This is a genomic window from Bacteroides cellulosilyticus DSM 14838 (assembly GCF_000158035.1).
Taxonomy (GTDB): Bacteria; Bacteroidota; Bacteroidia; order Bacteroidales; family Bacteroidaceae; genus Bacteroides; species Bacteroides cellulosilyticus.
Genome location: NZ_EQ973495.1, coordinates 657,197 through 678,375, shown reverse-complemented (window position 1 = coordinate 678,375; position 21,179 = coordinate 657,197). Strand labels below are relative to the sequence as shown.

Here is a 21,179-nt window from a genome sequence, read left to right as displayed (position 1 = left end):
AAAATAAATTTCGCCAACTGATTAACTAAATTATTAAACTTATGGGAATCAAAGTAAAAGCCCGTCAGACCAAACTGTCGGTAGGTCCCTCGAAAGGGGAGTATCGTTTCATCATGCAGGCAGAAATCTACAGCACGCTGAAGCAGGAAAAAGTCATATCCGAAGCCTCCATCCGCTCGGGAATCCCGAAGGGAAGCCTTCAGGCTGCCTGGGAAGCCATTGGTGAGGTTGTCAAGGCATGGACCACCGAGGGACATTCCGTTGCCCTGCCCGGAGTGGGTACCATGCGCTTCGGCCTGCAAGCCGCGGCTGTCTCCAAAGTGGAAGATGTAGGTACGGGACTCATCACCACTCGCAAGGTCATTTTCACTCCCAGTACCACCATCAAGCAGGAACTGAAGGATACCTCCATCAACATCACTTGTTACGACAAGGACGGAAAAGTCATCAAACAGGTGACTTCGTCCGACCCGGGCAATGTGGATGATGAAGGCGGAACCGACAATCCCGGCGGAGGCGGACTGGACGAAAATCCTTTGGGATAGAATTATTCAAAATTAATAATTAACAATTAAAGGCTGCGCGGTGCGTGGGCGAAGCGTATGAGGTTTCGCAAGCGCACATTGCGCAGCTTATAGATTATAGATCATAAATTATAAATAATAAATCTCATGACCGACTCTGCAAAAAAGAATAAAATCACCTGGGTGTCCCTGCTCAATGCCATTATCCAGGCAGCCATTGCGGCTCTTACGGCACTGGGAATAACCAGTTGTTCAACCGCCATCGAATGTCTGTTGCCATGATACAGGAAACATTTCCCATGATTGTGGGCGAGGAGGAAGTGCTTAATGAGCGCGAACTCCTCGTCCGGGTGGAAAGCGGATTGATGATGGACTCCACCGACTCCGTATGCTATATCATTCTGCACTGTTCCGCCACACGCTGTAACAGCGACTACACCGTAGAACAACTTTTGCGCGACCATCGTGCCCGTGGCTTCCGTACTATCGGTTATCACTTTTACGTCCGTCGCGATGGCACCGTCAGTCAGCATCGCCGACTACTCGAAGTGGGTGCCCACTGCCGTCCTTTCAACCGGTGCTCCATCGGTGTATGCTATGAAGGCGGACTGGACTCGGAAGGACATCCCGCTGACACGCTTACCCCGGAGCAGTTCGAAAACTTGGAACAACTTCTGACAAAGTTGCTGAAACTCTTCCCGAAGGCGCAACTCAGAGGCCATCGCGACATGCCGGGAAGTGTGCCCAAAGCATGTCCCTGTCTCGACTGCCAATCCGTGTTCCGAGCCATTCTTTGAAATGTTTTGAAGAATGCATATCGGTTCCTGTCAGGTCGTACATCCTTGCTTTCAACAGGGATACGGCCTTTTTTTGTATATATGTGCCGTATGCTCCCGTCAGTGACGGAAGGTTCAACTGGAAAGCAACCTGTTCTTGCTTCAACATACAGTAGTAGGACGTGCCCATATATAGATAACGTTCGGGGTGTGCCAGTAAAGGCCGGTAGCCCTTCGTCTGAATGCGTTTCAGGACGGGCAGCAGGTTCATGGGCGGAGTGAAACCGGTGGTTTCAACCAGCAGATACCGGTAACCGCCTTCGTAGATCGGAAGCAGATCGTCGGCCTCCAGACGCTCCGCGAAGAGGTTGTCCATCATGTATTCAGCGGCCAGATTCAGTTCCACCGTACCGCAATAGGCATCTTCCGGCTTCCGGAATTTCTCTTTCAATTCTTGAAATCGTTCTCTCAGCCCGGCGTTGGTATTGGGTATATCCTCCATGATATGGGGAGTAAACCACACTTTGCGGACTCCTTGGTGTTTCATCTCCGCAAGAATCTGAAGTGACTCGTTCATTGTCTTCACGCCATCGTCTACCCCGGGCAATATGTGGGAGTGGTAGTCGGTCATTTCGCAAAGGATGCCGCTTGCCGCGACGGGCTGGGATTTAGAAAATGGCCACATGAGTTTTATTTATCTTTACTGCCATAATAGGAAGCATAACCGTAATGGTATCCGTAGCGATAGCCGTAACGTCCTCCGGTACTTTCCGTTCCGTTCAGTATCATGGAGAGGTTTTTAAATCGTTTTCCGGTATACATATTTTCCAGTTCGGAAAGCATGGACCGGTCCAGCAAGCCGGAGCGGACTACGAAAATGGTGCGGTCCGCCCATTTTTCAATAATTTGTGCGTCGGCTACGATGTCAACAGGAGGACAGTCTATGAAGATATAATCATATTCCGGTCTTAATGCCTCTATCAGCATAGACAACTTGCTGTCTTCCAGTAGTTCCGTTGGATTGGGAGGTATTGTTCCGATAGGCAGGATGTGCAGGTTCGTGTATCCCTTGTAGGACACTATGATTTCCTTCCAGTCTTCAATCTGATTGTTCAGGTAGTCGCTTAATCCCTTGTTCGGAGAATCGACATAAGAAGAGACGGTTCTGTGCCGGAGGTCTCCGTCAATGACCAGGATTTTCTTCTTTTTGATGGCGAAGCTTATGGCAATGTTTATGGCTAGGAAACTTTTTCCACTGCCGGGATTGAATGAGGTTAATACGAAAACATGTTGGTTGTTGTCCTTGCTTGCCATGAAATCCATGTTGGAACGTAACACACGGAATGCCTCGTTGATGATGTTGCGGTTACCCTCATTCACCACTATGGTTTTCATGTCCTGCCGCTTCCGGTGCTTGAATTCCCACCATTTTTTCTTTGTGCCGGAGTATTGGGGAATCTCGCCTATGAATGGGATACTCAGATTTTCCAGGTCCTTCCGACCTCGCACTTTGGTATTCATGTTCTCCTTCATGAAGATACCTACTGCCGGAACCAGTAATCCTACGGCAAATGCCACCAACAGGATATTCATCTTGCGGGGAGCGGTAGGAAACATACTGCCGCGCGGAGCGGTAATCAGGCGGGTGTTGTAGGCGGTAAATGCTTGTGAGAGTTCGTTTTCTTCACGCTTTTGTAGCAGATAGAGATAAAGTTCTTCCTTTACTTTCTGCTGGCGTTCCACCGACAGCAAATACTTTGCCTGGTTCGGGTTGGATGCCAGCCGGTTGGTGGTAGCCTCTTCCTGACGGCGGAGACTACGTATTTGGGTATTCAGTGAAACGATCAGATTATCGACCGACTGGATAATGGTTCGCTGCATACTCTGTAGGGAACTGGCCATGTTCTTTACCAACGGATTTTTTTCGCTACTGTTGGCTATCAGTCGGTTGCGATCCAGCACCAGATTGTTATATTCACTGATTTGCGTTTCTATATTGGCGCTGACAATACCTGAATTGGCGGGCAACGTTTGGTCCAACTGTTTTGTATTCAGTTCTCTGCGGATATATTGGGCGGTGGAGAGCTGGTTGTTCAGCGTCGACAGTTCTTTGTTGTTCTCAGCGGACTGCGCCATGTAGAGACTGGATGCCGCTTGTACGTCGGGTAGCAAGTGCTCGCTTTTGTAGCTGGAGATATTTTCGTCGACATGCCCCAATTCGCTCTCTATCACGCCCAGGCGGTCGCTAATGAACTGCGAAGTGCTGACGGCAATCTGGTTTTTGTCCCGAATCCAGTTCTCATTATAGACTTCGATCAGGGTATTCAGGATGTCTTCCGCTTTCCGGATGGAAGTGTCATTGATGCTGAGGTTGATGATAGTGGCATCTTCGTTACCCAGTTCAGCGACCAGTGCATTTGAATAGGTATCGACGGCAGCGCGCACGCTTCCCCGGACGTACCGGATAGATGTGCCTATAAAAGCGTCGGTAAACTCTTGTGTAGGGGATACGATCATGATCCCGGCAGAGGTCTGTATGGAGTCGCCCATTTGGGCGGAGAGTGTTTCGCCTATGTCTTCTCCCGATATTTCAAGTTCGGAGATGGCAAACGCCTCTTTTGAAGAGAACTTGATGGTGAAACTTAATGGCACTTCTATTTTGTCGCAGAATGTAATGGTGACAGGAGATACTTTGTACAAATCTACGTTCTTTAATCCTTTGCGGATGGTAAAGGTTTCGTTCAATCCCAGCCGGTTGACTACCTCTGTCATCAGTGTGGGCGACTTTAATGTCAGCAACTCGTTGTTGATGTTGGTATTGGACTTGAAGATACCCAAATCGGAGAAGTCGTTCATAGCGCTGGTAGAAGAGCTGCTTTTCGAGTTGTCCTTGACGAGAATGGCAGCGGTACGGGTGTAAATAGGGGGAGTACTCAGCAGGTACAACACCGCTATAGTCAGGGTAATGAACAGGGAGATGGCGAACCAGTACCATTTGGGAACGAACATGCTCCACAGATCCTGTATCCGTATAAAGTCATCGGCGGGTTTGCCGACAGGCGTTTTCTTTTCAACCATAATAATAAGTAATTATTTAAACAGCAATACACCCAGGGAGGTGAGGAATGATCCGATGCTAATCCATAATCCTACGCTTTTCACGCTGTTTTCATTCAGTGTGGATTGTCCGGCACGTACCTTGTTGGGCTGCACATATACCACGTCGTTCTGCTTCAGGTAATAAACGGGAGATTTGAATAGATCGCAGGAGCGGAGATCCACCCAGTGCGTCACCCGTTCTCCTTTTTCTTCACGGATCACGAAGATGGCATCCCGCTTGCCGTAGATGGTAAGGTCACCGGCCATGCTGATAGCTTCCAGCAAGGTTATATAGTCTTTTGAGATACTGTATTTTCCGGGAGTCTTCACTTCACCCAGGACGGAGAAGCTGAGGTTCATAAACTCCACGGTGACCACCGGGTCGTTCACCAGGTTCTCCTCCTTCAGTCTTTGTTTTACCAATGCGGCAATCTGGCTTCGGGTCATGCCCGCCACAGTGAGGTTTCCCAATACGGGAAAGTCGATGGCACCTTTGTCATCAAGCGTATATCCGGAAATTTCTCCGTTGTTGTTGCTGTTGTTCAGTCCCGTGGAACCTACCCTCTGCTGCACGCGTGTCAGGTTGAACAAAGCCGCCAGTTCGGGGTCCTTGCTCGACACTACGATGGATATCTGATCCTTGGGTTGAACGGTGATGTCCTGGGGTGGGGCCACCGCTTCGGGGCTGTTTACCTCCACGTCCTGAAAATAGATTATCTCTTTCGATGTGTTGCACGATGAGAGCAAGGCCAACGAAAATAGCAAGTATAAAAGATGATTTTTCATGTTTTAATTTTAATATAAAATAGAAATATGAAGTATTAATTTTTTGGGTGTTTTTTTGTAATTTTTGCTGTGATGTAGAAGTGCATCGCTGTCCATACCGCTACGTCCAGCAGGAACAGTACGGTGACGGACAGGTAAGAGGCTAAGAGTGTATTGGCAATAATAAAAAGCCAGGCGATACTCAGGATGAAGCAGAGTGCCTGATGTTGAGACATACCCAAGGCGATGAATTTATGGTGGATATGATTTTTGTCGGGGAGAAACGGAGGTTGATGGTTGCGCAGGCGGTGAAGCACTACCCGAACCACGTCCAGCATCGGCACCAGCAGGAAAGAGAAAGCCGTCACGATAGCACCGGGAAAGAATTCTTCCTTGACGGGATCGGACATACTGAGATGAATGGCCATTACAGCCAGCAACAGACCGATAGTCAATGAGCCGGTATCTCCCATGAACACTTTCCGTCCGCGGCGGGTCTGTCCGAACATATTATAATAGAAGAATGGTATCAGTGCCCCCAAAGCTGCAAAGGAGATAAAGGCATACAACCACCAGTGTAGACAGACGAACATGCAACCGAAAGCGAAGAATGCTATCATGCTCAATCCGGAAGCCAGGCCATCGATACCGTCTATAAGATTAATTGCATTCATGATATAGACAATGATAAAGACTGTGAATGGTATGCCCACATAATAGGGTAATTCGTAGATGCCAAACAGTCCGTAGAGATTGTCGAAACAAAAGCCGGAGGCTACCAATAGAAGGCCACAAAGTGTCTGGATGATAAATTTGGCACGGTAGCGCATACCTATCAGGTCGTCTCTCATTCCCATCAGATAGAGCATGAAGAGGCAGCTGAATAGGGTGAGCAGACAAGTGGATTGTTCCCAACTGAGTAAATTGCTGTCTGTACAGAGATTATGGCAGGCAATGACGAGCGAAATGGGCATAATGATACACGGAAAAAAAGCGATTCCCCCCAGACGGGGAATGTGCGTCGTATGCAACTTTCGGTCGTCCAACGGATCGAAAAGTCGCCGCCTGAAAGCTATCAGCGATATCTTGGGAATAATCATTGCACTGAGCAGGCAGCTGACGGCGAATGCCGCCAAAGTTTCAAAATAGCAGGTTGTCATTTCTGAAGGATTTGATTAGGTGAGAGCTTGTTTAAATGTATTGATTTATATCTTCCTGAGAAAGCATTGGGGAATATAGGCAGTTGCCACCGCACACACACCTTGTATTGCCACTATCAGGCGACGATTTCCTTTGATGCGGTGTATACAGCCTTCTGCTCCCTTGAATGGACCATCCGTAACAAGCACCCGTTCACCGGTGCTGTACTCCATGGGGACGTCGCCGAAATAGTCCAGCCCTTTCTCGCCGGAGGAAGTGACAAGCATGAAAATTTTCATTTCCCGTTCAGGAATAGCTATTGGCAGTTTTTGCCAATTGACAAGACGGGTATATAGGAGGACTCGGTCTGTCAGTTTCTGCTGTAACGCCAGTGCTTGTTTCTCTGTGGAATAGAAGAACAGCAGGGAGGAAATGATCGGTTTTCGCACGTACTTTTTCACTCCGCCACGTTCCACAAGAATTCTTTCACAAGGAATATAGGTCTCGATTTTGTCTCTATTCAGCGAGTCTTCTATCTCAAATACCTTATTGTAAAAGACTTTGAATGCATACCAATGCATAATTGAAGATACCTCTTCCATATTTGTCGTATCTCACCTAAAAGATATTCCTTCCATTCCTGCGTATCGGAGTATTTCTGATCTTTAAAGCAACTCTGATGCGCAGCAAGCAAGGTTAATCCAATTCTTCGTTTTGTCTGTCGATTTTTGGAACTCGGAACTTCTCCTGACCCAGGAGAAGGTATCCGTAACCCTGTAATTGTACCGTTTCTAAGTAAGAAACGGTACGACGTTTTAATGCGTTGAATTCCTGTAGGATAAAAAATATCTTTTTATCCTATTTTTTTAGGTTTTGTAGATTCGGTACGATGTATGGATAATTTTTTTAGAATATATCTATCGAGTTCTATATTAGCATCTGTTTTAAATATCTATTCATTTCTTTTTTGTATAAGTAGTTACTTATTGTGTTAAAAATCAATATTTTATACTTGTTTTGAGAGTAAAATATAAACAAATATTTATAGCATTATGTTGTTTTATTCTTTTATTTGTTATATCTTTGCGCCGTAATTTTAAGGTTTCTTACTTAGAAACGTTACGACATAATGCCTCTAAAATTTCTTCATTGGCCTTGTCTATCAGTGAATTTTCTACAGAATCCAAGTATATGAGTGTAGTCTTCTCGGAAGTGTGTCCCATACCTGCACTTATGACGGACAACGGGACGTTGTGTTTGCGTGCAACCGTCGCCCAGCTATGCCTTGCGGTATAGGAGGAGAGATGTAGATTTTCTCCTGTCAACTTCCCCAGTTTCTTCAATTTCCGGTTATGATAACCCAGCGCCGTCTGATATTGTCGGAAAGCCTCTTCCGGATCATTAGATGTAATAATTGGAAAAAGGTAGGGACTGTTGTGGACAAATGGCTCGTAGCGCTCGATAATCTCTTCAATAAGAGGCTCTATGCGAACTGTGAGGCGCTGTCCCGTCTTATGGCGGACATAACTAAGTATTCCTCCGCTTACATCCTCCTTTTTCAGATAGGCAATGTCTACAAAAGCCATTCCACGGGTGCAATAACTGAAAATAAACATGTCGCGAGAAAAGGCAAGCGGAGCAGAATGTGTCAGGTCTAGTTTTTGTAAACGAACCATGATATCTTCGGGTACGGCACGTTTGCGGGTACGCTCTACACCGGTATAAACATTTCGAAAAGGAAATGTTTGTTCCATTTGATTCCGGCTTATCACTTTATTATATGCAGAGCGCAAAGTCCGCATATAAAAAGAACTGCTGTTTTTGCTCACTTTTCGTATCCGGAGCCATTGTTCATATTCCATGACAAGTCTTTCGTCTACCTGCTTGAGTGGTCTGTCTAAGCCTCCCAGGAAGTCGGAGAAGCTGTTCAATGCCCGTTGGAGATTGCGGGCATTTCCCCACCGGCCATCGTTTTTAAGCTCATCGATCAGGGTTGCCAAACAAGACAGCACTGTGTCTCCGTTTTCATTCAAAGCACGAAAGCGGTCAATGACATCCGCTAAAGTGTAGTCTCTTCCTTCTCCGTCCCATTCGCATAGAATCCGACGGATGCACAGCAAGTCTTTCTCTATTTGCTGTTGGTAGCGGGCCGACAACCCATTGTTGTCCGCTTCAGCTATGAATGTTTCTTTTTCTGCATCCCACCAATGGGGAAGTACGCGCATTCGGGTGGTTATCTGCCTGTTGCTTTGCTTGTGGCATAGCTGGTAATAGATCGTACCGGCTTTTCCCCTCCACCGATGATTTTCTGAATTTTACTTTTACAGTCGCCATAGTTTTATTATCAATTTATAGAAATATATATTATGTACGACAAAAAATAAGGCAATCTGTTTTATTTGTTTCCTGCTGGTATCCATTTGTTAAAACCGGAAAAATCAGAATATTCCTCTTTTCCGGATAGGAGGGAAGGAAAAAACAAAAAGGAGGAACTATTGCTCCTCCTTTTTCCCAATATTAATTAGGTATTTTTAATGATGCTGTTCATGCGGGTGCTGTATTCATGTACAATGTAAAATCCAAATGATATTAAAATTAATACCGTAAGGGTTGTGTGTGATATTAATTTTCGTATCTTTGCATCATATGAAAAAGGAAAGAATATGAAATAACAAGGAAAGGAGGGTATCCTATTTGGTTCAGCCCCAAGACTGGGAAAAGATTTCAAACCAGCCACCACGGTTCAGAAGAAGTTAAACCCGGTACTTTAAGAAGCATTCTAAGGGATGCAGGGATTAAATAATTCTCCATTTCTTGAAGATAATTAGAAAAAAACGAAACCATTAATAAAGTGTAAAAGATGAGTAGTAAGAAAATCAATGTTGTTATTGAGCGAGGAATTGACGGCAGTTTCTCCGCTTATATTGCAGATGACAACTGTGAATTTGGTTGCATCGGCGAAGGGAAAAGCGTTGAAGAAACCAAAGCTGATTTTATGAAAGCCGTTGGCGAAATGCAAGAAGTGTATGCTGAAGAAGGATCTAAATTTCCTGATGTGGAGTTTGATTTCATTTACGACATGGCATCTTTTCTTAATTACTATGCCTACGCCTTCTCTTTAGCAGGTTTGGCTAGAATAACAGGTGTCAATCAAGGTCAGTTAAGCCACTATGTTACAGGACGCAGAAGACCTTCTAAATCCACTGTCGAGAAAATAGAGCAATCATTGCATGATTTTGCAAATGAGATTGGTCAAGTTAAGTTTGCGTGAGAAAAGATAAGGGATGGCGAACCCTTCAGCAAGGTTCGCCATCTTTTTTAACTGTTTTGAATGTGCTATGTGAATATAGAGATTATTTGCTCCATCCCGGATTCTGTGTCAGGTTACCATCCGCTTCATCCAAATCCATCTGGCTGATAGGCATGTATCTGTACTTTTCCGTCCATCCCTTCTCACCCAAAATTTCGGCTCCCTTATCAAAGCGCATCAAGTCTATCCAGCGATGCAGTTCGTATGCAAATTCTAACCCCCTTTCATTGAAGATCACATCCAGTGCTTCCTGTTTATTCATCTTTGTCAGGTCAGGGGTGTGGTTGTCATCCCCAAAGGCACGCTTTCTGATGCGTGAGTACCAGCCTTGTCCTTCGGCACTTGCAGTTCCATTAGCGCGGATGTCGAGTTCCGTACCCAATAGGAGTACGTCGGCAAAACGCAGGAAACGGAAGTTATTGTTATAATTCAGATAAGAAGTGGCGGAAGTATATCCTTTACGCGCGTGATACTTATAGTTACCGAATCCGTCAAAAGACATCTGGTTGTCGTCTACATGAAAATCTACCTCATAACCCAGGTCCCTGACTTTCTGTGCTTCCACCGCATAGTCGATGAAAGTACCTTCGCGACGGGTGTCACCTTCTTCGTACCAGTCGTACACGTTACGCTTTACGGTTGCTTGTCCCCAGCCGTCGCCTAAACCGCCCTCTTCGGCGCTACGCGGGTCGACAATGCCGCGACCGCTACACCACGTCGGCAAGTTGTTACAAACACCATTGATGTAGCCGCCCCAGTCATTGGAGTTTGCTTTCTCGGTATATACAAATTCCATGATGGATTCCTGGCAGAATTCGCCTTCCTGCAACCAGATCCGGGAAAAGTCGGGCAGCAAGTCGTAGCGCTTGCTATTGATAATCTGGCGCATATCATTTAGAGCTTCGGCATAGCGTGATTCGTCACGTGCAAAGAGGATCATCTTGGCTTTCATAACGATAGCCGCATCGTTGATGTAACGTCCACATTCTTCATCGGGTACTGTTACCGGTAAGTTACCGATGATGGTATTGTCCAGATCGTTCATGATGAACTTATAGCAGTCTTCGCGCGATGCTTTGGGTACGGAATACATTTCGTCCGGCAAAATGATGCGGTCGATCAGTACGAACTGTTCATAACCGATAAACATATAATAGTAGAATACCATGCGTGCGAAAGTGATTTCAGCCCTGAGGCGTGTACGTGCGGCATCTGTCATGGTGGCTCCGTCCAGTTTGCTTAACAGAAGGTTGGCGCGGGCGATACCTTCGTACATTCCCAGGTTCCATTCACCACCCCACCAGTTGGGACAGTTGTTGGAGTCGAACTGAAAAAGATCGAGGCCATAGCCACCTTCACCCGGTCCGCCACCTGTATCGCCTTCGTCCGACATATAGATAAAGGTGGAATAGATATTGTCTACACTATGTTGCAGAGTGTTCATGAGTCCGTACAGGCCCATCTTAACATCGTCTTCTGTCTTGTAGAAGTCTCCGTCGTTCAGTTGCGTCTTGGGATATAATTCCAGAAAATCGCCGCAAGAGGTGAGCGACATTGCAAAAAGCAATATATATAAAAGATTCTTTTTCATATCATTGATATATTAAGATATTAGAAACTAACACTCGCACCTAAAGTGAATACGCGTGCCTGAGGATAGGAACCTGAATCCAGACCGCTACGTGAACCCACTTCCGGATCGTAGCCGCGATATTTGCTGAACGTCAGCAGGTTATCACACTGGATATAAATACGCAGGTTACTGATAAGAGCTTTCTTGGTCAGCAGGCTGGGGAAGGTATATCCCAGTTGCAATACTTTCAGGCGCAGATAATCCCCGTCTTCAACGTAGAGGTTGCTGACGCGTGAAGTGTTCTGGTTGGCACCATCATCTTCTACAACACGCGGCCACCAGTTTGAAGTGCCCTCACCGTGCCAGCGGTCTAGCCATTTGCGGTGCCAGTTGGCGTATGGGACATTGGCGCGGCGGTCGTAATTGAATATCTGATTGCCGGCTACACCCTGGAAGAAAACAGAAAAGTCAATGTTCTTCCAGTCTATGTTCAGTGAGAAACCGTAAACCCAGTCGGGGTTTGGATTACCGATCATGGTAAGGTCTTTGTCGTCCAGCAAGTCATCGTTGCATAAGTTCTTGAAACGGATGTCACCCGGCTTTGCATTGGGCTGAAGTGGCTTGCCGCTGGGGCCTACATGAGCGTTGACTTCATCCCAGTTCTGGAAGATGCCGTCGTGTACATATCCGCGGAAGTATCCATAAGGCATTCCCGATTCCACGATGGCTACGTTCGGATTGGCCATACCGGCACCCAGGGTAGCGATAGATGAGAAGCCGGGACCACGGTCGGTTACTTCGTTCTTTACGTAGGAGGCATTTCCGTTTACTGAGAAGTTCACGCCACCGGCTTTGAAGCGGTAAGTGGCATCCATTTCAACACCTTTGTTGCTCATAGTACCGGAGTTGGCATTCATACCCCAATAACCCAGATATTTGGGAGTTTGCAACCAGAGGATCATATCCTTGGTGCGTTTGTCGAAGTAGTCTACAGAGAAGGATAAACTGTTGTTCAGTAAGCGCAGGTCGATACCCAGGTCCGTCTGTTCCGAAGTTTCCCATTGGATGGAAGGGTTGGCATATCCGGCGGATACGATACCTACATATATCTGATCCTTACTGCCTTTACCCAGAGCCAGGTTATTGCTACCCATGTTCAGGAGGCTGGTGTATTGGAAAGCGCCGATGGACTCGTTACCATTCCGGCCCCAACTGGCACGCAACTTAATGAGGTTCAACCATCCGGGACGGTTTTTCATAAATTTCTCTTCCGTCATGTTCCATCCGGCAGATATGGAAGGGAAGCTGGCATATTTGTTATTGGGACCGAAGTTGGAAGAACCGTCACGGCGGAACACCAAGCTTAACATATACTTTTCGGCATAGTTGTATGTGGCGCGGGCAAAGAAGGAAGAAAGGCGGTGCTGGTTGATGTAATCATCTGTTCTTTCCAGCGAGCGTTCGGCGGCGGCACTGTTGAGATAAGCATATTCCATGCCCAAACGCAACAGGTTGTAGTCTTCACCGGTCAGACCGGTGCTCTCTTCGCTCAATGCGGACTGCCCCACCAATACGGAGAATGCATGTTTGCCGATTGTCTTTTCATAACTCAACACATTTTCTACCTGCCATTTATAGCTTTCATTCTTTTTATGGAACACGCTGGACGTTTCGTTACGGTTGTTGGTCGTAATGTAATATTCCGGAGTGTAGCCTCTGGAACCCCAGAATGCCCAAGCAAGCCCTACATTGGTACGGAATTTAAGTCCCGGCAGCAGGGTTGCTTCTAAATTCAGGTTGGCGTTGAAATTGTTGGCTGTGTTAAGTGTATTATTGCTGACGTCGCGTACTGCCAGCGGGTTACCCATTTCACGCATGTAGTTAATAATGTTGTAGGCACGGCCATCTGCGTCTTTCACATAGCCGGCGTACAGTTGGTCGTAGATTTTCAGTTGTTCCGGATCGGTCTGGTAAATAGGCTCATTAGGGGGAGTCAGTGCCATGGATGTAAGTACACCGGATACGTCGCTGTTGTTTCCGATACCCATAGATTCCGTGTGCGAATAACTGATGTTTGAACCGAAGGTCACTTTGGGAAGCCAGAAGCGGTTTTTATCTTCCATTACCGTGTAGGTATTGTTGAAGCGGGCATTATACCTCTTGTAGTAAGAGTTCTCACTGGCAACCACGCCGTTCTGGTTCAGATAACCAAAGGAAGCATAGTAGATGCCTCTGTCCGTACCGCCCGAAAGGGATACTTTATGGTTGTATACCAGCGCATGGTTGTTCAGCAGCTCATCCTGCCAATCGGTTTCCGTGGTGGGATAGGTGGAAGGGTTGTTGATGTCGAAGTTGGGGAACTTCAGTTCCTTCCCTTCGTTCTTGTTCATTTCATTCACCATCATCTGATATTGGGCCGCATTCATATAATCCAGTTTCTTTGTAGAACTTTGCCAGCCGTAAGAGACTTCATAAGTTAGTACGGGTTTCTGAACCGATCCTTTCTTGGTAGTGACAAGTACTACACCGTTGGCGCCACGTGTACCATAGATGGCAGCGGAGGCAGCATCCTTCAATACTTCCACGGATTCGATGTCCGAAGGGTTAATATTATTGATGTCATCCACCGGCATACCGTCCACTAAATAGAGTGGATTGGAGTTGTTGATGGTACCGACACCGCGGATGCGTACAGTAGAACCGGCTCCTGGTGCTCCGGACTCGCTCATGATCTGTACGCCTGAAACTTTCCCTTTCAGGGCGTTCTGGAAATTGGTGGGGCTGCCTTTTGTCAGTTCGTCGCCGGATACTTGGCTGATGGCGGCTGTTACCACACTCTTTTTCTGTACACCGTAGCCGATGACTACCACTTCCTCCAGGGCTTTGGAGTCTTCTGTCAAGGTGATGTCATAAGTGTTTTTTCCACTGATCACTTTTACTTCCTGGTTTACAAAGCCGATGTATGTAAATACCAGTTCTGAGTTACCGGGCACCGTCAGCGTATAGCTTCCGTTGATGTCGGTGATCGTACCGTTGGAGGTACCTTTTTCAACTACGTTTACACCAATCAGGGGCAAACCATCTGTGGTAGACTTTACAGTTCCGTGGACTCTCGTTTCTGTTTGAGCTGTAGCAGTCAGGCAGTTAGATGCTAACACAAGCATGATGACTGCTGTTCGAACAAGCCATAAGAAGGGCTTGAACGAAAGAACTTCATGTTTTTCATTCATACAAAAGATACTAATAAGATTAATAAATTGGTTTTTGTTTTAAGGGTCTATTTTTTGAAAGGATCTCCTTGCTTGTCCGTACTTACCACCCAGCGGAAGGCATTGACAAACAAAAGATTTTGTGTGGCGTCAATGAATTCTTCATCGCCATGCCCCATATTCAGATATATCATTCTGTATTTGGTATTGGTCCATACGATGGGGAAATCACCGAAGTTTACTACATCTTTGATGCCCAGGGGATAGTTCTTGGGAGAGAGGGACAGCAGAACTTCCACATCTTTATTGGCTCTCGGACTGGGATTCCACTGATACCATTCGCTGGAAGGTGCCACAAAAGAGGCGGGTAGGTTCTTGGTGACTGGATGGTTCTCGTTGTCCACTTCAACCAGGACTGGTTGGGGAGGCCAATTGTTGCAATAGAAGACTCCACCGCCCAGGAAGTTGACGAACCAGGGCCATTGGGTGTTCTTGTCATTGTAGGCGGCTACATGGAAGCCTACCCAGCCACCACCGTTTTCCATATACTTCTCAAAAGCATCCCGTTCGGCTTTTGTATTGGGGTAGCCGTCGAGCATCACCACTACGCTATACTCTTTTAGCTTTTCGTAAGTATAGGAAGACAAATCCATTGTGAGATCGAGAACGAAACCGTCACCGTAGTTCAGTTTCTTGAAGAACTCTACGGCTTGCAGGGAGAACTGATAATGTGCTTCTTCTGCATGCTGCGTATAGTAGACTAATGCCTTGAAGCGGGGGCCCCGGGCATAATTGGCAGGATAGCCTTCGGGAGTTTGAGCGTTTACCAGAAGGGTGCATGCTGTAAATAGGAGGACAAGATAAAACTTAATAGTTTTCATAGCTTTTTTGATTTTATGTAATTAATAATTTCTTTTGTTAGTATTCGGCAATCAGTGATAGCCACTTTCCTGCCGATGTCACCCAGACCTCTTTATAACAGGCATTGTTGGTCTGTGGCCAGTAGGGGATGTCATCATTGCCCAGGGTGCGGATGCCTACGGGCATTTCGCCTGTCATCTCACCGGAAGAAAAACTGTTCATCTGCGGATAATTGTACCCTTCGCCGTATATCAGGGATTGTCCGAATGGGTTCTTTCCGACTGTCCAGTAGAGCTGTTCCCGACCGATGTTCAGCAACTCTTCGTCTTTAAGGAAGTTGCCGCAAATGGCAGCGGATTTTCCGGTGGAGAGATGTATGGCTGTGTTTCCATTGAAGATACTGAACCATACAGGGAAACGTTTCAGGTAATGTTCCTTGTCGAGTTTGACTCCCCGTTTCACCTGTTCCGTGTATAGCTGCCGTGCATTGGCGGGCGGAAAGAGATGAAGCGCGTAGAAACTTGCTGAATCACTGTACTCTTCCGCATGATATACTCCACTCGGAATCATTCCATAAGGCCGGGTGTATTTCATCAGACCTTTCAGATAGTTTCCGTATAGTTGTATGGAGTTCACCCACTTCTGATAATCAGGGTGCTGTTTCTGTGTTTCACAAAGCAACGTCATTGCCTGCATGTAGACTTGTTCGCGTGATTGATGGATATAGTGTACGATGGATTTTCCAGACTGATCCCGATAGAAGAATCCGCAGGTTTTTTCCGGATCCTGTAAAGGCTTCGTACGCTGGCAGGCAAGTACATATCGAATGGTCTCGGCAGCCTTTTCGGCATAATATGCCTTGCCCGTGAGCTTGTAGAGCATACTGGCAGACCAGGATATGGTTGCCATATATTGGCTCTCGGAGGTGTTGTAGCTATGTTCGTACATCTGTTTGAATAAGTCGAAACCCTCTCTTTCGAATTTTTCTGTGGCAAAAGCAAAGTCTTCCTCCGCTACCTTTCGCAGATGCTCTTGTAGCATCGGGTCACGATTTATGGTCATTGCCGCGTATGCTTCGTATCCTGCGTACAGGAAATTATCGAATGCCATGTTTTGAACGCGTACGGAATGAATGTCATCCAATGTATTCAGGATGCCGTCTTGCCAGATAAGCAGTCCCATACTGCTGGCACGATAGCCGTCTCCATAACGGTTTTTCAGTATGAACTCGATCCCCCATTCCGCTTCTTCCAGCAGACGGGCTGCCAACGGAGTATTTCTGGTTTTGAGCCGGTTGTATGCTTCCAGTAGGGAGAAAGTCACATCTCCGGTCTGCAACGTCTGCTGTGACAAATCGCCTGCATCATGCCATCCGCCTGAATAGGCGATGCTTTTTCCGTCATGCCGGGAGAATAGATCAGTATGACAAGCGGCATGTTTGCCGGGGACGGGATGTCCGCAACGCTGGCAAAACAGGAAATTCAGTACTTTCCAGAGAGAATTATCCCACAACTTTTCACCGATCCGAAAGGCAGGAGTGATGTTTTTACCTACTTTCAGTTGATAGTCTCCCGGTTGGTTGAAGTCGGTGAAGTCCATGACTCCGAACTTTCCGATGGTGGTTTGTTCCTGTTTCAGCGCACCTTCGTATGCCACTTCTTTGCTGACGGAGTTTATCAGTTGGAATTGTTTCCACTGTTTGCATGAATTGGTATGAGCGAGGGCTGTTTTCGGACTATTTATGGCATAGCCTGTTGTAGAATATATGATGGTATGCTCCGCCGGTTCCCATCCGCTCACTTTTTCCGGATTTTTGATTTGCTGCAACCGGATATCGTCCACATAATAAATGGCAGAGTCTCCTGTTGTCCGGTCTTTCCCTTTCAGTGCGGTGTCGAAGCTGATGGATATTACCTTATCCCGCTGATATTCGTCTATTTCCAGAAAGCAATGGTTCCATTGCTTATTTACCAGATTGATGAGATGGGAACCGCTGGGGAGATTATAACCTTGTTTGGGTGTGGAACTGTCGTTTGTAAAAGTCAGGTTCATATTGACTACGCGTGCGCCGTCGCAATCAGGATAGATGGAAAAGTAGATTCTGTTGTACTTTTCCCAGTTCCTACCATCGACGTGATAGGTGATACGGCTATTTCCATAAGTTGCATAGTCAGGATCGGAAGGAGAACCAGCGGCTCTTTTTCCGGTATAAGTAGGAAAAGATAAACGGATGCTCCCTTTGCCCGATATGGTTTTCTCTTTTGAGAAAGACATTTTTCCGGTTCCGGAATGAGTCCACCCGTCTGCTCCTTCAATTTCCGCAAGCGGCTGGCTGGATAACACCTCTTTCTTCAAAGCATTCTCTTCGAAAGAACGGGAGGTGTTCAAAGGCAGCGGGGCATGGATCAGTCCTGTTTCATAGATTTGCTTCTCTAATAGGGCATCCTCCGTCAGAGGATTTTGACTGAATAGGGAAGTATTGCTTATGAACAACAAGAGTAATATGAATGATTTCTTTCTCATGATTATGATAACCTTTTGTTTCTGATGCAAGGTTAGCCATAATTTGGCAAAAGAAGGTTTGATAACCGCCATAAAACCTTTGAAAACCATCAAAATGAAGAAAAATGATAGATTCTCGACTTCTGTTGATGATATTTAAACCCCTTACATTCGGTGTTCCACCATGATCAGTCGTAGTGAAACACTATTTCTGTCGTTATGGGAAGTACTCTTAGTCCTGGTGCGAACATTTCTCAGTGTAGAATAATGAATGAATCCGGCAGGAAATGCTATTTGAAGTATAATTATGGTAGAAATCCTTGTTTGTTATTGGTCGTTTTTGTAATTTTAACGCCCAAACTAAATTAAGTTACGAGCTACGGGCTACAAAGTGACAAGTTGCCGTGCGGTAATTTGTCACCAACACACAGCGCAGCAATTTGTAATTCGTAGCTTGTAATTCGTAACTCGTACACTCTTATATATGTATAATATGAAAAAAGTAACTTTATTTGCAACCGGTATCATCATGATGTCATGTGCACAACAACAACAGAAACTTATGTATCCTGAAACCGCGAAGGTGGATACTGTAGATGTCTATTTTGGAACAGAAGTACCCGACCCGTATCGTTGGTTGGAGAATGACACTTCCGCTGCAACTGCTGCATGGGTGGAAGCTCAGAACAAAGTAACGAACGACTATTTGTCTAAGATACCTTTCCGCGATGCTCTGCTGAAGCGACTGACGGATGTGGCTAATTATGAAAAGATTGGTACACCGTTCAAGAAACACGGCAAGTATTACTTCTATAAGAATGACGGTTTGCAGAACCAGAGTGTACTGTATGTACAGGATAGCTTGGACGGTGAACCACGTGTATTTCTTGATCCTAATAAACTCTCGGATGATGGTACGGTAGCTTTGACAGGCATTTATTTTTCGAATAATGGAAAATATACCGGCTATACCATTGCGCGTAGTGGTTCAGACTGGCAGGAAATCTATGTAATGGATACCGAAACCGGCAAGTTGCTGGACGATCATATTGAATGGGCAAAGTTTACAGGAGCTACCTGGCAGGGCGATGGATTTTACTACAGCGCTTACGATGCTCCGGTGAAAGGGAAGGAGTTCTCTAACGTGAACGAGAATCATAAGATTTACTATCATAAGATGGGTACACTGCAATCGCAGGATAAGCTGGTTTACCAGAATCAGGCATATCCCAAGCGTTTCTATACTGCCAGTGTGAATGAGGATGAAACCATCCTGTTCCTGTATGAGAGTGGCGACGGACGTGGCAATGCCTTGTATATGAAAGATCTGCGTAAACCGAATGCACCGTTCGTTGCAATGGCTACGGATATGGATTACACTTATGCTCCTATAGAGGTGATCGGTGACAAAATCTATATGTTTACGAACTACAATGCGCCGAAATATCGCCTCATGACGGCGGATATCAATAAACCCGCTTTGAAAGACTGGACGGAGCTGGTGCCGGAAAGTGAGAATGTACTTTCGGATGCCGGTGTGATAGGTGAGAAGTTATTCCTGACGTATGATAAAGATGCTGCCAATCATGCGTATGTATATGGCCTGGACGGCAAGGAAATACAGGAAATTAAGTTGCCTTCGCTCGGTTCCGTAGGTTTCAGTGGCGACAAGGATGACAAAGAATGTTTCTTCGGTTTTACTTCGTTCACTATCCCCGGTGCTACGTATAAATATGATATGGATGCGAATACCTATGAGCTCTTCCGTGCTCCGAAGGTTGACTTCAACTCCGATGAATTTATAACGGAGCAGGTATTCTACCCCAGCAAGGACGGCACAAAGATACCGATGTTCCTGACTTATAAGAAAGATCTTAAGAAAGACGGTAAGAATCCGGTGTATCTCTATGGTTACGGTGGTTTCAATATCAGCCTTAATCCGGGTTTCTCTACATCACGTATTCCGTTCCTGCAAAATGGAGGTATCTATGCACAGGTTAATCTGCGTGGTGGAGGCGAGTATGGTGAAGACTGGCACATAGCCGGTACGAAGATGCAGAAACAGAATGTATTCGACGATTTCATCGCAGCTGCCGAATACCTTATTAATGATAAGTATACTAACAAAGATAAAATAGCTATCGTAGGTGGCTCTAATGGTGGTTTGCTGGTAGGTGCCTGTATGACACAACGTCCCGATTTGTTCCGCGTAGCCATTCCGCAGGTAGGTGTAATGGATATGCTCCGCTATCATAAGTTCACTATCGGTTGGAACTGGGCAAGCGATTACGGTACGAGTGAGGACAGCAAGGAAATGTTCGAGTACCTGAAAGGCTACTCTCCGTTGCACAACCTGAAGCCCGGCACCAAATATCCTGCAACCATGGTGATTACTGCCGATCATGATGACCGTGTAGTTCCCGCACACTCATTCAAGTTTGCTGCTACCCTGCAAGAATGTAATGACGGTACGAATCCCACTATCATCCGCATCGAAAGTAAAGCCGGACATGGTGCAGGCAAACCTATGACTAAGGTTCTTGAAGAACAGGCTGACACTTATGCCTTTATCATGTATAATATGGGAATGAAGTTTGAATAAGTTGAGAGTTGAGAGTTGAGAGTTGAGAGTGACTGCGCTGTGTTGCGACTATATGCCGCATGGTAACTCTCGACTCTCCACTTTTAACTTATCTGACGTTTTATCATTATTTAATCAAAATATCGCTGAAAAGTATAGGTGAATCCAAAAGTTTTCCTATATTTGCAGTGTTATTCGTTGACAATTTGTTCGAATAACCTTAAAGTCACGAAGGAATAAACCTTTAAAACGTAATATTATGAATATCGAACGAATTATGTCCTCTTTAGAGGCAAAGCATCCCGGCGAGTCTGAATATCTTCAAGCCGTAAAGGAAGTACTTCTTTCCATCGAAGATATCTATAACCAGCATCCAGAGTTCGAGAAAGCTAAAATCATAGAACGCTTGGTTGAACCCGACCGTATCTTTACGTTCCGTGTTACTTGGGTGGACGACAAAGGTGATGTACAAACCAACCTTGGTTACCGTGTGCAATTCAACAATGCCATTGGCCCGTACAAAGGCGGTATTCGTTTCCATGCTTCCGTAAATCTTTCCATCCTTAAATTCTTAGGCTTCGAACAGACGTTTAAGAATGCACTGACTACTCTGCCTATGGGTGGTGGTAAAGGTGGTTCCGACTTCTCTCCGCGCGGTAAGAGTGATGGTGAAATCATGCGCTTCTGTCAGGCATTCATGTTGGAGTTATGGCGTCACCTTGGTCCGGATATGGATGTTCCAGCCGGTGATATCGGTGTAGGTGGTCGTGAAGTGGGCTATATGTTCGGTATGTATAAGAAGTTAACCCGTGAATTTACCGGCACATTTACCGGAAAGG

The 21,179-nt window shown here is 46.0% G+C and carries 16 protein-coding genes and 1 pseudogene; 7 read left to right on the top strand and 10 right to left on the bottom strand.

The genetic code is table 11. The annotated features are described in order from the left end of the window. The first annotated feature begins 41 nt into the window (after positions 1–41). The 3 genes from BACCELL_RS24850 (at position 42) to BACCELL_RS26280 (ending at position 1,321) form a co-directional block, all read left to right on the top strand. On the top strand, positions 42–545 hold the full coding sequence (locus BACCELL_RS24850) for an HU family DNA-binding protein (protein WP_007214933.1): 504 nt from the start codon (positions 42–44) through the stop codon (positions 543–545). A 126-nt stretch (positions 546–671) separates the two neighbouring features. Beyond that, a complete protein-coding gene (locus BACCELL_RS27860; RefSeq protein ID WP_007217297.1) occupies positions 672–806 on the top strand; it encodes a smalltalk protein in 135 nt (44 codons plus the stop codon). Continuing rightward, the gene (locus BACCELL_RS26280) at positions 803–1,321 is read left to right on the top strand and encodes an N-acetylmuramoyl-L-alanine amidase (protein ID WP_007214932.1); all 519 of its coding nucleotides are present in this window, start codon (positions 803–805) and stop codon (positions 1,319–1,321) included. The genes BACCELL_RS27860 and BACCELL_RS26280 overlap by 4 nt, the downstream gene beginning before the upstream one ends. On the opposite strand, the gene BACCELL_RS24840 is transcribed toward BACCELL_RS26280, so the two are convergent. The 6 genes and pseudogenes from BACCELL_RS24840 to BACCELL_RS24815 form a co-directional block, all read right to left on the bottom strand. Then, the gene (locus BACCELL_RS24840; RefSeq protein WP_007214931.1) at positions 1,236–1,985 is read right to left on the bottom strand and encodes a tyrosine-protein phosphatase; all 750 of its coding nucleotides are present in this window, start codon (positions 1,983–1,985) and stop codon (positions 1,236–1,238) included. The two genes, BACCELL_RS26280 and BACCELL_RS24840, sit on opposite strands and share 86 nt — an antisense overlap. A 5-nt stretch (positions 1,986–1,990) precedes the next feature. Next, the gene (locus BACCELL_RS24835) at positions 1,991–4,378 is read right to left on the bottom strand and encodes a GumC family protein (RefSeq protein WP_007214930.1); all 2,388 of its coding nucleotides are present in this window, start codon (positions 4,376–4,378) and stop codon (positions 1,991–1,993) included. 12 nt (positions 4,379–4,390) lie between these two features. Next, a complete protein-coding gene (locus BACCELL_RS24830; RefSeq protein ID WP_007214929.1) occupies positions 4,391–5,185 on the bottom strand; it encodes a polysaccharide biosynthesis/export family protein in 795 nt (264 codons plus the stop codon). A 35-nt stretch (positions 5,186–5,220) separates the two neighbouring features. Further along, a complete protein-coding gene (locus BACCELL_RS24825; protein WP_044154369.1) occupies positions 5,221–6,324 on the bottom strand; it encodes an MraY family glycosyltransferase in 1,104 nt (367 codons plus the stop codon). A 45-nt stretch (positions 6,325–6,369) separates the two neighbouring features. After that, positions 6,370–6,906 (bottom strand): UpxY family transcription antiterminator, encoded by a 537-nt coding sequence (locus BACCELL_RS24820; protein WP_007214926.1) that lies wholly within the window; start codon positions 6,904–6,906, stop codon positions 6,370–6,372. 504 nt (positions 6,907–7,410) lie between these two features. Then, positions 7,411–8,638: pseudogene (locus BACCELL_RS24815) on the bottom strand (site-specific integrase). Positions 8,639–8,972: 334 nt separating this feature from the next. On the opposite strand from BACCELL_RS24815, the gene BACCELL_RS26275 reads away from it, so the two are divergent. Together BACCELL_RS26275 and BACCELL_RS24810 are read left to right on the top strand one after the other, a co-directional pair. After that, a complete protein-coding gene (locus BACCELL_RS26275) occupies positions 8,973–9,107 on the top strand; it encodes a type II toxin-antitoxin system HicA family toxin (protein WP_081450853.1) in 135 nt (44 codons plus the stop codon). A 57-nt stretch (positions 9,108–9,164) separates the two neighbouring features. After that, a complete protein-coding gene (locus BACCELL_RS24810) occupies positions 9,165–9,575 on the top strand; it encodes a type II toxin-antitoxin system HicB family antitoxin (protein ID WP_007214923.1) in 411 nt (136 codons plus the stop codon). A gap of 82 nt (positions 9,576–9,657) precedes the next feature. Here BACCELL_RS24810 and BACCELL_RS24805 read toward each other — a convergent pair whose 3' ends face one another. From BACCELL_RS24805 to BACCELL_RS24790, 4 genes are read right to left on the bottom strand one after another with little or no spacing between them, the layout of a single operon-like run. Next, positions 9,658–11,205 (bottom strand): RagB/SusD family nutrient uptake outer membrane protein, encoded by a 1,548-nt coding sequence (locus tag BACCELL_RS24805; RefSeq protein WP_007214922.1) that lies wholly within the window; start codon positions 11,203–11,205, stop codon positions 9,658–9,660. Between the two features lie 20 nt (positions 11,206–11,225). Continuing rightward, on the bottom strand, positions 11,226–14,417 hold the full coding sequence (locus tag BACCELL_RS24800; RefSeq protein WP_007214921.1) for a SusC/RagA family TonB-linked outer membrane protein: 3,192 nt from the start codon (positions 14,415–14,417) through the stop codon (positions 11,226–11,228). Between the two features lie 47 nt (positions 14,418–14,464). After that, positions 14,465–15,277: a ThuA domain-containing protein gene (locus tag BACCELL_RS24795; protein ID WP_007214920.1), complete on the bottom strand. Its 813-nt coding sequence runs from the start codon at positions 15,275–15,277 to the stop codon at positions 14,465–14,467. Positions 15,278–15,314: 37 nt separating this feature from the next. After that, positions 15,315–17,780, bottom strand: coding sequence for a glycoside hydrolase family 9 protein (locus BACCELL_RS24790; RefSeq protein ID WP_044154415.1), 2,466 nt, complete (start codon positions 17,778–17,780; stop codon positions 15,315–15,317). A gap of 472 nt (positions 17,781–18,252) precedes the next feature. Between BACCELL_RS24790 and BACCELL_RS24785 the strand changes: the two genes are divergently transcribed. Then, the gene (locus BACCELL_RS24785) at positions 18,253–20,361 is read left to right on the top strand and encodes a prolyl oligopeptidase family serine peptidase (protein ID WP_044154413.1); all 2,109 of its coding nucleotides are present in this window, start codon (positions 18,253–18,255) and stop codon (positions 20,359–20,361) included. Positions 20,362–20,599: 238 nt separating this feature from the next. Next, a partial coding sequence (locus BACCELL_RS24780) for a Glu/Leu/Phe/Val dehydrogenase dimerization domain-containing protein (RefSeq protein ID WP_007214916.1) occupies positions 20,600–21,179 on the top strand: 580 nt, incomplete at its 3' end.